Here is a 12,434-nt window from a genome sequence, read left to right on the forward strand (position 1 = left end):
CTAGAAACCGACCGGCCCTGCGGCGTTGCCGATGTTCAGGCAACTGGACACAATCCTCAGGTGTCTCTGTACCGACCCAGCGGGCTGCGCGCGGGCTTCCACGCCGACGGATTCGCCCCCAGCAGCGGTCTGCTGCATGCGGGCGAGCAGTGGGTGCCCGAGCAGTTCCTGATCGAGCCTCACGAGCATCCGGTCTGGGAGATCTACCTTCAGCAGCACGGCACTACGCACTGGGTTGCGGGCGGCGAGAGCTACGCGCTGCGGCCGGGACACCTGTTCGCCGTACCGCCCCAGGTCACGCATCACCTCGCGGGCCGGTCCGGGAACCACCACTTCTACTTCGCGGCGGTCGATCTGGACGTCGTCGCGGAACGTCACCCAGGCCTCGAGCGGCCGCAAGCCGTTGTCCATCGCGAAGCCGGCGACGTCGCCTACGCGTTCGCGCAACTGGTCCGGGAGCTCACCACACGCGACGAGTACGCCGAGACCGGACTCACGCTGGCCGTCGATCATCTGGTCCTCGCGGTCTCGCGGTCCCTGGCGCCGACCGCTGGACCGCAGCTCGCGATGCACCCCGCCGTACGAACGGTGAAACGCCTGCTGGATCAGGAGTTCCACGAGCGCTGGACACTCAAGGAGTTGGCGGACCGTGCCGGGCTGGCCCCGGCGTACCTGGCCGAGCTGTTCACCGGCGAGCTCGGCCAGCCACCGCACCGCTACCTCAACGAGCGCCGTATCGACCGCGCCCGCCAGCTCCTCGAATCCAGTGACGTCACCATCACCGCGCTCGCGCTGAGCCTCGGCTTCAGCTCCAGCCAGCACTTCGCGCGCGTGTTCCGTCAGCTGACCGGCGCCACGCCGACCTCGGTCAGATCGTCACGATCGCGGTGACGCCGAGCGCGACCCCGACCAGATAGGTGCCCAGGGCACCGATGTCGCGGAGCGGGCCGTGGGACGCGAGCGAGGCCGAGCGCAGCATGCCCAGCGCGTGCGTGAACCGGACGACGACGGCCGCGACCGCGAGGACGTCGATCAGCCGGCTGTCGGACAACGCCGAACAGACCAGCAACAGCACGATCATGGTCGGGATGTACTCGGCCGCGTTGCCGTGCGCGCGGACCGCGATCAGCAGCGGGTCGGCCGGATCGGTCGGCTGCTGGTTGCCGCCGCCGCGGAGCGCGCGGTTGCGGGTGACGTTGGCGCCGAGCAGGAACAACAAGATGCCGAGCAGGGCGATGCAGACAACAGTGGTCGTGCTCATACGAGTGCTCCTTCGAACAGACTGCTGACGATGGTGTGACTGAGCCGGGTCCCGAGCAGGGCGTCGGTCTTGTGCATGCCGCCGGGACAGGTGACGTTGACCTCGATCAGCCGGCCGTCGATCACGTCGAGACCGGCGATCACCAGGCCGTGCGCGCGGAGCACCGGGCCGAGCGCGCCGACGATCGCCCGATCGTGGTCGTCGACGTCCGCGGGCGCGACCGGCGGGCCGATCCGGAAGTCGTCGACGGCCGGGCGCCGCAGGACCGCGCCGGCGATCTCGCCGTCCAGCAGGAACAGCCGCTTGTTGCCCTCCGCAACGGTTGGCAGGTACTGCTGGGCGATCACGTGCCGCCGGCCGCCGTCGGTCGCCGACTCCAGCAACGCGGCGGCGCTCCGGTCGTCGCGCACCAGCCAGACGCCGATCCCCGCGAACCCGTCCACCGGCTTCACGACCGCCGTACCGACGCCGCTCACGAACGACCGCAGTGCGCGCGGATCGGCACCGACGTACGTCGGCGGGCACAGCTCGGGAAACTGCAGCGCGACGAGCTTCTCGTGCATCGCCCGGATCCCCGCCGGCCGGTTGACGACGCGCGTCCCGGCGCGTTCGACGAGGTCCAGCAGGTACGTCGTGTGTAGGTATCGCGCGTCGACGGGTGGATCGATCCGGAGATGCACCACCTCGAACGACGCGACGTCGACGACCGCGGCGCCGAGCTCGTCGAACCAGGTGGCCTCCACGATCCACCGGTGATCGCCACCGGCCAGCCGCGGACGCAGCCGGATCCGTCGCGCCCGGGCGCAGACCCGGCCCTCGACGACCGCGAGCTCCTCCGGGCCGCAGCACCAGACGTCGAGCCCCAGGTCCTGGGTCGCGCTCATCAGCCCGATGCCGGCGTCGATGTCGCTGTGCAGCCCGGCCAACGGGTCGGTCACGAACAGCACGCCGGTCATGCCGCCACCTCCTGATCCAGTTCGCCGGCCGCTGCCGCGCTCCACAGCCCGGCCGGCAGCCGGCGCAGCACGTCACGGCGGCGTACGTCGTCGTACATGAGGTTCTGCAGGACTGCGATCGCCCGCTCGACGTCCTCGGGCGGCAGGGCATCGAGGAAGCGCACCTCGAGATACGTTCCGCGCGGCCGGACCGGCGGGAACAGCGTGCTCAGATGCCCGGCCGGTCCGTCGACGAAGACCGTGGCGCCCGCCGCGAAGGCCGTGTACGACGCGACCGGATCGCCGTGCAGCAACCTGTCGTCGAAGGCGGTCCGCGCCGGATCGACCTCCAGCCAGGTGGCCAGCCGGTCGCTGCGGTTGAAGCGCGCGGCGAGGAACGGCCCGGCCAGGTTGAGCACCCGCCACTGCTCGATCCCGGCCTGCCCCGGCCACCAGTCCAGGCAGATCTGCGTGGACGCGGTGCGGCGCATCATCCGGCGGCCGGCCGGTCCGATGCGGTCGAAGTGCCGCTGCATCGCCAGGTAACGCGGCGACGTCAACTGCAGCGGCACATCCGGCCGCGGGTCGACCGGAATAGCTTGCACAGTGATTCCGCCGAGCCGGCGTTCGAGGTCGGCGGTCAGCACGCGCAGGTCGTGCACCGGTTCGCGCGACGGCTGCAGGCTGAGCTCGAGTTGCCCGCCGGGCTCGAAGCTCACGTACGGCGCGGCGGCCGCCCCCGCCACGGCCCGCCGTACCTCCTCGATCGGCACCACACCGCCGTCCGCCGCGGCCACGACGTACTCCTGCTCGATCGCGACCCGCACCGACCGCCGGCGCCCCCGCGCGAACAGACCGGCCACCTCCGGGTGAAGCTCCCTGGCCTCCATCGGCGCTCCCTGATACCGTAAGGATTCCTGTCGAAATATTGGAAGGTATCCTTACGACATGTCAAGGCCTCAGCTGCGGCGGCCCGCCCACAAGCCGCTGATCGCGCTGGTCGAGCGCGCCAACCGCGCGCTCCAGACCGACCTGGTGCGGCAGGCCCACGCCCGCGGGCACACCGAGGTCAAGATGACGCACAACTCGGTGTTCGCGACGTTGCACACCGGGCCCGGGCGGGCGGCGGACATGGCCGCACGGGCCGGGATCACCCGGCAGTCGATGGGTGAGGTGATCCGCGACATGGTCGCCCTCGATCTCCTCGAGATGCTGCCCGACCCGAACGACGGCCGGGCGAAGGTCGTCAGCTATTCCGAGCACGGGCTGGAGGTGGCGGGTGACGGCTTCAGCTATCTGGCCGATCTCGAGGACCTGTTCGCGGAGGAGTTCGGTGAGCACGAGTATGCCGTCGTCCGCGACGTGCTGGCGCGGCTGACCGATGTCCTCGAGCGGTACGCGGCGGCCGAGACTCAGGCCTCGTCCTCGGCCGGCGGCAGCGTCGGGTAGTCGACGATCGGGTACAGACCGACCGTGAACCCGTACGTCGTGCCGCCGCCGCGGGGGAGCTGGTCGAAGCGGTGGATCAACGCGTCCACCTGCTGCCAGAACTCCGCGGCCCGCTCGTCGGGGATCCGGGCGTGCCGGATGAACGAGCGCATCTGGCCGGCGTCGTAGGCCGGCTTGGACTCCTCGGCCGCGACCTCGAAGTCGTTGAAGTCGTGCGGCAGCTGCCCGTCCTTGCCCTGCCGGCCGAGCCCGACGAAGAACATCCGCGCCGCGCGCCCGTAGAAGCGCTCCTCGATCGCTCGCACCCGGCGAGTCCGGACCACCCGCAGGACGCCGGCGTCGGTCAGCACCTTCACGTGGTGCGCGACCGTGCTCTTCGGCCGCCCGACCGCGGTGGCCAGCTCCGTCACGGTCGCCGCGCGCTCGTGCAGCAGTCCGAGGATCGTCGTCCGGAGCGGATCACTGATCGCCCGCACCTGCTCCGCGGTGGTCAGCTCGAGCGTGTCCGCGAGCTCGTAATCGGGCACCGGCTTGTTGATCGACATAGCTCGAATAGACTAGCATCGCCGATTGTTCGAGATATTTGGATCATTGGAGCTGATGATGGCCGAGGTCGTGCTGTACCACCACTCGCAGGGGCTGACCGACGGGGTGAAGGCGTTCGCCGAGGAGCTCCGGCAGGCGGGCCACACGGTCCACACGCCGGATCTCTTCGAGGGCAACACCTACGCGACCCTCGACGAAGGCATGGACTACGCGCGCTCGGCAGGCTTCGGGACGATCCTGGAGCGTGGCATCGAGGCGGCGCAGAGCCTGCCGGAGAACGTGGTGTACGCCGGGTTCTCGCTGGGCGTGATGCCGGCCCAGAAGCTGACCCAGACCCGCCCGGGCGCCACCGGGGCGCTGTTCTACTACTCGTGCCTCCCGGTCGAGGAGTTCGGCAGCTGGCCGGACGGGGTGCCGGTGCAGATTCACGGCATGGACGAGGACCCGTTCTTCACCGAGGAAGGCGGCGACCTGGACGCTGCTCGCGCCCTGGTCGCCGCCGTCGGCACCGCCGAGCTGTTCCTCTACCCCGGCCAGGAGCACCTGTTCGCCGACTCGTCCCTCCCCGGCTACGACGAGGCTGCCGCCAAGCTCCTCCTCGAGCGCACCCTCGCCTTCCTGTAGGTGCGGGAGGACAGTACGTATACGCCCACTAGGCCCGATCGGCCGCGCCGCTGAGCGTGGCGGTTTCGGCAGTGGACGTATACGTACTGTCGAGCCGCTCGCGGCGGGTGGGGATGAAGGAGGCGACGGCGAGGGCGGTGAGGGCGGCGCCGGCGCCGATCAGCAGGACGACCCGGAAGCCACTCTGCGACGGCAGGGTGTAGCCGCCCAGGCTGATCGTCAGGTTCGCCAGGATCACGCCGGCGACCGCGCTGGACACCGAGGTCCCGATCGACCGCATCAGGGTGTTGAAGCTGTTTGCGGCCGCGGTCTCCGAGACCGGTACGGCGCTCATGATCAGCGCGGGCATCGCGCCGTACGCCAGGCCGATGCCCGCGCCGATCAGCAGCGAGACCAGCACGAGCTCCCAGACCGATCCCATCAGCACACTGCCCACGCCGTAGCCGGCCGCCACGACGAGCGCGCCCAGCATCAGCGTGACCTTCGGGCCGCGGGTCTTCGAGATCTTCGCCGAGAACGGCGCGGCGACGAGCATGACCAGACCCGACGGGCCCATCACCAGACCGGACGCGAGCATCGACTGGCCGAGGCCGAAACCGGTTGCCTTCGGCATCTGCAGCAGCTGCGGCAGGACCAGCGACATGGCGAACATCGCGAATCCGAACACCATCGACGCCAGGTTTGTCAGCAGCACCTGCGGGCGGGCGGTGGTCCGCAGGTCGACGAGCGGCTCGCCGGTCCGCCGTTCCCACCAGCCCCACGCAAGCAACGCGACGACCGCGAGGGCGAACAGGCTGAGCGTCCGCCCGCCGGTCCAGCCCCAGTCGGCGCCCTGGGAGATGGCCAGCAGCAACGAGATCAGGCCGATCGACAGGCCGAGTCCGCCGAGGACGTCGAACCGTCCGCCGGAGCGCACCGACGACTCCGGGACGAAGCGCAGCACCAGGCCGAACACGATCACGCCGAGCGCGGCCGACAGCCAGAACAGCGTGTGCCAGCTGAAGTTCTCGGCCAGCAACGCGGCCGCGGGCAGGCCGAGCGCGCCGCCGACGCCGAGCGAGGCGCTCATCTGCGCGGTCGCCGTACCGAGCTTCTCGGCGGGCAGTTCGTCGCGCATGATGCTGATGCCGAGCGGGATCACGCCGGCGGCCAGGCCCTGCAGGGCGCGGCCGGCGATCATCGGAATCAACGAGCTGCTGAGCGCGGCGACCACCGAGCCCGCGACCAGCAGGCCGATGCTGATCAGCAGCATCCGGCGCTTGCCGTACATGTCGCCGAGGCGGCCCATGATCGGCGTCGCGACCGCGGCCGCGAGCAGGGTGGCCGTGATCGCCCAGGCGGTCCCGGCGGCCGAGGCGTGCAGCAGCCGCGGCAGCTCCGGGACGAGCGGGATCACCAGGGTCTGCATCAGGGCGACCGTGATACCGGCCGAGGCGAGCACCGGTACGACGGCACCGGCACGCACGGTGGGAGTTGCGGACATCAGCAGCCTCCGGGCTGAGATAGATAGTTGGTTTCTGCAACCAAAAGACTAAGTCAGGCAGTTGACTTAAACAAGCCTCCGAGGGAAGCTGGAACGGAAACCACGCGGAGGTGATGATCTGTGACCGATGGTGACCAGCTCGTCGAGTGCCCGATCCCGCCCGTCGAGGGGCTGCTCGTCGGCGGGCTGGGGGAGGTAAGAGTGATCTGGTGATGATGATGGCGAAGACAGTCCGGGCGGCGCGGGTGAACGCGACGCGAGACCTGATCCTGGCGACGGCGGAGCGGATGTTCGCCGAGCGCGGTGTGCACGAGGTGTCGAACCGGCAGATCAGCGAGGCGGCCGGTCAGGGCAACAACACGGCGGTCGGGTACCACTTCGGGACCAAGACCGATCTGGTCCGCGCGATCGTGCGCAAACACGCCGAGCGGGTCGAGGAGCGCCGCCGGGAGCTGATCGCAGAGTTCGGCGCCGACCCGGACGTGCGGGACTGGGTGACGGTCCTGGTCCGGTCCGCGACCGATCACATGGGCAGCCTGGGTACGCCGAGTTGGCTGGCGCGGTTCAGTGCGCAGCTGATGAACGATCCGGCGTTGCGGGAGATCCAGCTGCAGGAGTCGCGGAACTCGCCGTCGCTGCAGCGGGTCGTCGACGGCCTCGGTGAGCATCTCGCCGAACTGCCGCCGGCGGTGCGGATCGAGCGCGGCGACATGGCCCGGCACCTGATCATCCAGATGACCGCCGAGTTCGAACTCGCGCTGGCCGAGGGCCGGCCGACCGCGCGAGCGACCTGGCAGGAGATGGCCGACGGGCTGATCGACGGCATTGTCGGGCTGCTGACCGCACCGGTGACTTCGTGAGCGTTCTCGTGGTCCGAGTCGCTGCAGGCCGACGTCCACCAAGCCGCGGCCGTCTGCCCGGCCCTCGCGATCGTCGTCGAGGACTGATCAGCCGAACGCGCCGAGATTCCGGCCGGCCCAGGCGCGGAAGCTGCCCGCGGGCCGGCCGGTGACGTCCTCGACGGTCGTGGTGACCAGGTCGGACCCCGGACGATTCTCGGCACTGCCGATCAGCGCTTCGACGAGCGCCGGCGGGCGACCGTCCGCGAGCAGCTGCGCCCGCGCGTCGTCGTACGGCGTCGCCTCGAACCTCAGCTCGCGCCCGAGCGCGGCGCCGAGGATCCGCACCTGATCGGTTCGGCTGAGCACCTCGGGCCCGGTGAGTGTGAAGGTGGTGCTGGGTCGTGGATCACGCAGTACGGCGGCGGCGACCGCGGCGATATCGGCGGGATCGATCACCGCCGTGGCTGCGTTGTCCGGTCCGCGGACGACGTCACCGGCGCGGAGCTGACCCGCCCAGCCGAGTGCGTTGGACGCGAACGTGTCCGCGCGCAGGATCGTCCACTCCAGCCCCGACTCTTGCGCGGCTGCCTCGAGATCAGCGTGCAGCCGGGTGATCGGATCGGTGCCGGCGCCGAACCGGACCGCCGACGACGACAGGTACACGACCCGCCGCGCCTGCTCCGCGATCCTCGCCAGCGCCGCGGGCGCGCCGTCGGACGTGAGGAAGGGCCAGATCAGGAACACCGAGTCGACGCCGTCCAGGTCGAGCGTCTCCGGCTTCGCGAGATCAGCGCCCGCTCGGCGATCCAGCGTCTTGGCGTCCGGTAGGAGCGCGGTCAGCTCACGCCCGACGTTGCCGCCGGCGCCCGTCACGAGGATCATGCTGGTGCCAACTCGCCACCGGAATGTCCGTATTCCCGGCTACTGTGCTGAAGATGATCAACGGAGCGCATGTGATCATCTACAGCACGGACGCCGAGGCGGATCGCGCGTTCTTCCGCGACGTGCTGGAGTATCCGTCGGTCGACGCCGGACACGGCTGGCTGATCTTCAAGCTGCCGCCGGCCGAGGTCGCGATGCACCCGGCGGAGGCCGCGTCGCACGAGCTACTGCTGATGTGCGACGACCTCGAGCGGACGATGGCGGAGCTGTCCGCGCGGGGTGTGGAGTTCGTCCGGCCGGTGGAGCGGCAGCGGTGGGGCGTGCTGACGGCGTTCCGGCTGCCGGGCGGTGGCGAGGTCGGGCTGTACGAGCCGCTGCACGAGCGGGCCCATGATCTCTGAGTTCCGGATCGCCGTGCCCGAGGCGGACGTCGCCGACCTGAGGGAGCGGCTGGCGCGGATTCGTTGGCCTCGCCAATTACCGTCGAGTGGATGGGAGCGTGGGGTTCCGGTCGATTACCTGCGGACCATGGCCGAGCGGTGGGCGGCGTACGACTGGCGGGTCTGGGAGGCACGGCTCAACGAGTATCCGCAGTACACGACCGAGATCGACGGGCAGACGATCCACTTCCTGCACGTGCGGTCGCCGGAGCCTGACGCCTTGCCGTTGATCGAGACGCACGGGTGGCCCGGGTCGGTCGCGGAGTTCCTGGACGTGCTCGGACCCCTGACCGACCCGGCGGCGTACGGCGGGGATCCGCGCGACGCGTTCCACGTCGTCGCGCCGTCCGTGCCCGGGCACGGATTCTCGGTCCCGTTGACGTCCGGGTGGAACCACGCGCGGATCGCCCACGCATGGGCGGAACTCATGCGCCGGCTGGGCTACGAGCGGTACGGCGCACAGGGCGGCGACACCGGATCGGTCGTGTCACCCCTGGTCGGGCAGGTGGATCCGACGCACGTGGTCGGCGTCCACATCAACGGGGGACTGGCGTTCCCACCGCTCGAACCGGGTGATCGCGAGCAGCTGGACGAGACCGAGCGCGAGCGTCTCGCGGCCGCCGAGCGGTTGCGCGCGGTCGGCACCGGGTACGCCGACCTGCAGTGCACGCGGCCGCAGACCGTGTCGTTCGGACTGAGCGACTCGCCGGTCGGGCAGCTGGCCTGGATCCTGGAGAAGTTCTGGGAGTGGACCGATCCGGCCCGCGAGCTCCCCGAGGACGCGGTCGACCTCGACCATCTGCTCACGGACGTGTCGATCTACTGGTTCACCAACACCAGCGCCACGTCCGCCAACCTGTACTACGAGAACCGCTCGGCCGCGGACGACGTACGCCCCGGTGTGCCGACCGGTGTCGCCGTCTTTCCCACCGACCCCGCGATCCGCCGGGTCCTAGACCGCCGGCACCACATCGTCCAGTGGTCGGAGTTCACCCGGGGCGGTCATTTCGCCGCCCTCGAGGCTCCCGGCCTCCTGGTCGACGACATCCGGACGTTCTTCCGGCTGGTTCGGTAGCCGGGCCGGGGCGACGAAGTTCACCAGCGCGCCGTCGCGCTCGGCGGTGACGTCCGGCCAGCGGCGGCGGATCATCCGGATCGTGCGGTCGTTGGCGGCGCTCACGACGAACAGGAAATGGGTGGCGCCGGCGGCGATCGCGTCGGCGGCCGCGATCGACAGCATCCGGATGCCGAGGCCCCGGCGCTGGTCGTTCTCGGCGATCACGGCCGCCAGCTCGGCGGTCGACCCGCCGGGCGCCCAGGCCCACATCGCGTGGCCGACGATCGCGCCGGCCCGGGTCGCGACGAACGCGGCGCCGGTCGGGCAGAGCATCCGCAGCAGCAACGCCTGCCGCGGCGGCGAACCGATCGCGGTCTGGAACCGGAAGTAGCGGCTGAGGTCCGTCAGCCCGGACAGCATCCGCGCCAGCTCGTCCGCGTCGGGTTCGCCGGCGCGGCGGACGAGTGGCGGTCTCGCCTGAGTCTGATTCACGGATTCAGCCTTGCTCCACTTGGCTGAGTCTGTCAAGTGGACTTATCATTCGGGTATGAGCACGGTGGTCGGCGAACAGTTGCCCGAGGCGATGAGCTGGTCCACGGAGAACTGCACGATCTCCCGGACGATGGACATCCTCGGCGACAAGTGGACGTTTCACGTCCTGCGCGAGGTCTTCGTCGGCGTCCGCCGGTTCGAGGACATCCGCGCGCGGGCCGGCATCCCGCGGCAGGTGCTGACCGAGCGGCTCGCCGCGCTGATCGAGCGCGGCCTGATCCGCCGCCATCCGTACCGCCTGCCCGGTCAGCGGGAGCGCTCGGAGTACCGGCTGACCCAGGCAGGGCTCGATCTCTACCCGGTGCTGGTCGCGATGATCCAGTGGGCCGACCAGTACCTGCCGCTCGACGACGGCCCGCCGATCGAGCCCCGCCACCGCGGCGACTGCGGCGAGCGCGTCACGGTGGTCATGCAGTGCGAGGCCGGCCACGAGCCGGGCCCGCGCGAGGTCGCCTTCCGGCCGGGCCCCGGCGCACAACCTCGCTAGTCGAGCTCCGCGATCGCTCGGCGGAGGATGGATTCGGTCTCGCGGGGCTGGGCCGCGGTGATCGACAGTGCGTCCATGGTGACGACGTACGTGTCGAGTTCCTCGCGCTTGTCCAGGTAGACCGCGCTGGTCAGGTGCTCGATGTAGACGATGTCCGGCAGGTCGGGGTCGTTGAACCGCAGCAGCGTGAACGCGCCGCCGGTCGCCGTGTACCCGCCCTTCTCGAACGGGATGATCTGCAGCGTCACGTTGTGCCGGCGCGCCGCGTCGATCAGGTGCTCCAACTGCGCCTTGAGAATCGCTCGGCTGCCGATCGGGCGGCGCAGTACCGCCTCGTCGACGACCGCCCACAGCCGCGCAGGCCGTTGCCTCGTCAGCACGTCCTGTCGGCTCATCCGCAACGACACAAGGCGATCCTGCTCCGCTCGCGAGAACGCCTGGTCCTGACGGCCGAGCTGGACGACGGCGCGCGCGTAGTCCGGTGTCTGCAGGAGTCCCGGGATGAACTGCAACTCGAACGTACGGATCAGATCGGCCGCCATCTCCAGGCCGAGATAGGAGTGGAACCACTGCGGCGTCAGGTCGTCGTACCGTTGCCACCAGCCCGGGTTGTTCGCTTCCGTGGCCAGCCTGAGCAGGCGCTCGCGTTCCTCGGGGTCGTCGAGCTTGTAGAGCGTCAGCAGGTCGTCGACGTCGCGCACTTTGAACCCGACCCGGCCGAGTTCGAGGCGGCTGATCTTGGACTCCGAGCCGCGGATCGCCCAGCCCGCGTCGGTGCGGCTGACGCCGGCGCCCTCACGGAGCCGGCGCAGGTGCACGCCGAGCATGATGCGCAGGGCGGTCGGGCCGCCGTACGCGCCCGGCTCGGTCACCCGCTCGCCTCCCCGCCGTGTGTCCGTTACCAACAGCTGATCATTTCACAACAGATCGCGATCCCGCACCGGGCCTGCACGGTGTGTTCATGGCGCCCTACGGTCAGTAGAGTCGGACGCACAGACTCCCCGATCACCCTCTGCGAGGTTCTACTGATGGTCGACGCCACCAAGGCACCCAGTTCGATCCCGGTCGGCGTGGACACCACCCGGGCCAGCATCGCCCGGGTCTACGACGCCTTCTTGGGCGGCAAGGACAACTTCGAGGTCGACCGCGAGGTACTGCGTGGGGTCCAGGCCGCCGCGCCGCAGGCCCAGGACCTGGCCTGGTCGAACCGGAACTTCCTGATCCGCGCCTGCCGGTTCCTGGCCGGCCAGGCGGGCATCACGCAGTACCTCGACTGCGGGTCCGGCCTGCCGACCGCGGAGAACACCCACCAGGTCGTCCAGCGGCTCGTGCCGGAGGCGAAGGTCCTCTACATCGACAACGACCCGGTGGTGCTCGCGCACGGCCGGGCGCTGCTGGAGGAGAACGAGAACACCCTGTTCGTCAGCGCCGACATCTTCGACCCGGACGAGGTGCTGAGCAAGTCCGAGGTCCGGGACTTCCTGGACTTCAGCCAGCCGATCGCCGTGATGCAGGCCGGCACGCTGCACCACTACATCGGCACCGAAGGTGCGCAGATCATGCAGAAGTACGTCGACGCGGTGGTTCCCGGGTCGTACACGGCGATTTCGCACTTCTTCGACCCGGAGACTCCGGAGCACTCGGCGGTCGCCCAGCACATGGAGGAGAAGTTCATCCACAGCCCGATGGGCAGCGGCAGGTTCCGCACCCGCGCGGAACTGATGGAGTTCTTCCCCGGCCAGGAGCTGGTCGACCCGGGCCTGGTGCTCTGCGACGACTGGTGGCCGGACGGCCCGCGGCTCAAGCCGCTGAACCAGGTCGAGGAGTGCATCGTCGGCGCGGTCGGCCGCAAGATCTAGCAGCGGTACTTCGCGAC

At 70.0% G+C, this 12,434-nt stretch carries 15 protein-coding genes and 1 pseudogene; 8 read left to right on the top strand and 8 right to left on the bottom strand.

From position 1 onward, the window contains the following. Positions 1 to 60 precede the first annotated feature (60 nt). The gene (locus AB0I12_RS28460) at positions 61 to 891 is read left to right on the top strand and encodes an AraC family transcriptional regulator (protein ID WP_359935200.1); all 831 of its coding nucleotides are present in this window, start codon (positions 61 to 63) and stop codon (positions 889 to 891) included. Here AB0I12_RS28460 and AB0I12_RS28465 read toward each other — a convergent pair. From AB0I12_RS28465 to AB0I12_RS28475, 3 genes are read right to left on the bottom strand one after another with little or no spacing between them, the layout of a single operon-like run. Next, entirely contained in the window at positions 869 to 1,261 is a 393-nt protein-coding gene (locus AB0I12_RS28465) for an MAPEG family protein (RefSeq protein WP_359935202.1), read from the bottom strand. The genes AB0I12_RS28460 and AB0I12_RS28465 overlap by 23 nt on opposite strands. Next, positions 1,258 to 2,217, bottom strand: coding sequence for a hypothetical protein (locus AB0I12_RS28470; RefSeq protein ID WP_359935204.1), 960 nt, complete (start codon positions 2,215 to 2,217; stop codon positions 1,258 to 1,260). Before AB0I12_RS28470 ends, AB0I12_RS28465 begins: the two co-directional genes overlap by 4 nt. After that, complete coding sequence (locus AB0I12_RS28475; RefSeq protein ID WP_359935206.1) at positions 2,214 to 3,086, bottom strand: glutamate-cysteine ligase family protein; 873 nt, start codon at positions 3,084 to 3,086, stop codon at positions 2,214 to 2,216. The genes AB0I12_RS28470 and AB0I12_RS28475 overlap by 4 nt, the downstream gene beginning before the upstream one ends. A gap of 58 nt (positions 3,087 to 3,144) precedes the next feature. On the opposite strand from AB0I12_RS28475, the gene AB0I12_RS28480 reads away from it, so the two are divergent. Beyond that, the gene (locus AB0I12_RS28480) at positions 3,145 to 3,645 is read left to right on the top strand and encodes a MarR family winged helix-turn-helix transcriptional regulator (RefSeq protein ID WP_359935208.1); all 501 of its coding nucleotides are present in this window, start codon (positions 3,145 to 3,147) and stop codon (positions 3,643 to 3,645) included. Here AB0I12_RS28480 and AB0I12_RS28485 read toward each other — a convergent pair. After that, positions 3,609 to 4,190 carry a winged helix-turn-helix domain-containing protein gene (locus tag AB0I12_RS28485; RefSeq protein ID WP_359935210.1) on the bottom strand — a complete coding sequence of 194 codons (582 nt, stop codon included), beginning with the start codon at positions 4,188 to 4,190 and terminating at the stop codon, positions 3,609 to 3,611. The genes AB0I12_RS28480 and AB0I12_RS28485 overlap by 37 nt on opposite strands. A 25-nt stretch (positions 4,191 to 4,215) precedes the next feature. Here AB0I12_RS28485 and AB0I12_RS28490 point away from each other — a divergent pair, with 25 nt between their 5' ends. Continuing rightward, complete coding sequence (locus AB0I12_RS28490) at positions 4,216 to 4,815, top strand: dienelactone hydrolase family protein (RefSeq protein WP_359935212.1); 600 nt, start codon at positions 4,216 to 4,218, stop codon at positions 4,813 to 4,815. Between the two features lie 28 nt (positions 4,816 to 4,843). On the opposite strand, the gene AB0I12_RS28495 is transcribed toward AB0I12_RS28490, so the two are convergent. Beyond that, a complete protein-coding gene (locus AB0I12_RS28495; protein WP_359935214.1) occupies positions 4,844 to 6,298 on the bottom strand; it encodes an MFS transporter in 1,455 nt (484 codons plus the stop codon). Between the two features lie 218 nt (positions 6,299 to 6,516). Here AB0I12_RS28495 and AB0I12_RS28500 point away from each other — a divergent pair, with 218 nt between their 5' ends. Then, positions 6,517 to 7,158 carry a helix-turn-helix domain-containing protein gene (locus AB0I12_RS28500; protein ID WP_359935216.1) on the top strand — a complete coding sequence of 214 codons (642 nt, stop codon included), beginning with the start codon at positions 6,517 to 6,519 and terminating at the stop codon, positions 7,156 to 7,158. 87 nt (positions 7,159 to 7,245) lie between these two features. On the opposite strand, the gene AB0I12_RS28505 is transcribed toward AB0I12_RS28500, so the two are convergent. Then, complete coding sequence (locus AB0I12_RS28505) at positions 7,246 to 8,022, bottom strand: nucleoside-diphosphate sugar epimerase (protein WP_359935218.1); 777 nt, start codon at positions 8,020 to 8,022, stop codon at positions 7,246 to 7,248. Between the two features lie 53 nt (positions 8,023 to 8,075). Between AB0I12_RS28505 and AB0I12_RS28510 the strand changes: the two genes are divergently transcribed. Next, a complete protein-coding gene (locus tag AB0I12_RS28510; RefSeq protein ID WP_359935220.1) occupies positions 8,076 to 8,423 on the top strand; it encodes a VOC family protein in 348 nt (115 codons plus the stop codon). Continuing rightward, a complete protein-coding gene (locus AB0I12_RS28515; RefSeq protein ID WP_359935222.1) occupies positions 8,413 to 9,537 on the top strand; it encodes an epoxide hydrolase family protein in 1,125 nt (374 codons plus the stop codon). The genes AB0I12_RS28510 and AB0I12_RS28515 overlap by 11 nt, the downstream gene beginning before the upstream one ends. Positions 9,538 to 9,615: 78 nt before the next feature. On the opposite strand, the pseudogene AB0I12_RS28520 reads toward AB0I12_RS28515, so the two are convergent. Next, positions 9,616 to 9,939, bottom strand: a pseudogene (locus tag AB0I12_RS28520) (GNAT family N-acetyltransferase); the annotation flags it as partial. Between the two features lie 127 nt (positions 9,940 to 10,066). On the opposite strand from AB0I12_RS28520, the gene AB0I12_RS28525 reads away from it, so the two are divergent. After that, positions 10,067 to 10,558, top strand: a complete 492-nt coding sequence (locus AB0I12_RS28525) for a helix-turn-helix domain-containing protein (protein WP_359935224.1) — start codon at positions 10,067 to 10,069, stop codon at positions 10,556 to 10,558. On the opposite strand, the gene AB0I12_RS28530 is transcribed toward AB0I12_RS28525, so the two are convergent. Next, the gene (locus AB0I12_RS28530) at positions 10,555 to 11,430 is read right to left on the bottom strand and encodes a helix-turn-helix transcriptional regulator (protein WP_359935226.1); all 876 of its coding nucleotides are present in this window, start codon (positions 11,428 to 11,430) and stop codon (positions 10,555 to 10,557) included. The genes AB0I12_RS28525 and AB0I12_RS28530 overlap by 4 nt on opposite strands. 156 nt (positions 11,431 to 11,586) lie before the next feature. On the opposite strand from AB0I12_RS28530, the gene AB0I12_RS28535 reads away from it, so the two are divergent. Next, positions 11,587 to 12,417 carry an SAM-dependent methyltransferase gene (locus tag AB0I12_RS28535; protein ID WP_359935228.1) on the top strand — a complete coding sequence of 277 codons (831 nt, stop codon included), beginning with the start codon at positions 11,587 to 11,589 and terminating at the stop codon, positions 12,415 to 12,417. Positions 12,418 to 12,434 lie beyond the last annotated feature (17 nt).

The organism is Kribbella sp. NPDC050459, from assembly GCF_040655315.1.
Taxonomy (GTDB): Bacteria; Actinomycetota; Actinomycetes; order Propionibacteriales; family Kribbellaceae; genus Kribbella.

Excerpts from the sequence above, each read along its gene's own strand:
- AB0I12_RS28470 (WP_359935204.1), bottom strand. The coding sequence starts at position 2,217 with ATGACCGGCGTGCTGTTCGTGACCGACCCGTTGGCCGGGCTGCACAGC.
- AB0I12_RS28465 (WP_359935202.1), bottom strand. The coding sequence starts at position 1,261 with ATGAGCACGACCACTGTTGTCTGCATCGCCCTGCTCGGCATCTTGTTG.
- AB0I12_RS28510 (WP_359935220.1), top strand. The coding sequence starts at position 8,076 with ATGATCAACGGAGCGCATGTGATCATCTACAGCACGGACGCCGAGGCG.
- AB0I12_RS28485 (WP_359935210.1), bottom strand. The coding sequence starts at position 4,190 with ATGTCGATCAACAAGCCGGTGCCCGATTACGAGCTCGCGGACACGCTC.
- AB0I12_RS28475 (WP_359935206.1), bottom strand. The coding sequence starts at position 3,086 with ATGGAGGCCAGGGAGCTTCACCCGGAGGTGGCCGGTCTGTTCGCGCGG.
- AB0I12_RS28500 (WP_359935216.1), top strand. The coding sequence starts at position 6,517 with ATGGCGAAGACAGTCCGGGCGGCGCGGGTGAACGCGACGCGAGACCTG.
- AB0I12_RS28535 (WP_359935228.1), top strand. The coding sequence starts at position 11,587 with ATGGTCGACGCCACCAAGGCACCCAGTTCGATCCCGGTCGGCGTGGAC.
- AB0I12_RS28525 (WP_359935224.1), top strand. The coding sequence starts at position 10,067 with ATGAGCACGGTGGTCGGCGAACAGTTGCCCGAGGCGATGAGCTGGTCC.
- AB0I12_RS28515 (WP_359935222.1), top strand. The coding sequence starts at position 8,413 with ATGATCTCTGAGTTCCGGATCGCCGTGCCCGAGGCGGACGTCGCCGAC.
- AB0I12_RS28480 (WP_359935208.1), top strand. The coding sequence starts at position 3,145 with ATGTCAAGGCCTCAGCTGCGGCGGCCCGCCCACAAGCCGCTGATCGCG.
- AB0I12_RS28505 (WP_359935218.1), bottom strand. The coding sequence starts at position 8,022 with ATGATCCTCGTGACGGGCGCCGGCGGCAACGTCGGGCGTGAGCTGACC.
- AB0I12_RS28495 (WP_359935214.1), bottom strand. The coding sequence starts at position 6,298 with ATGTCCGCAACTCCCACCGTGCGTGCCGGTGCCGTCGTACCGGTGCTC.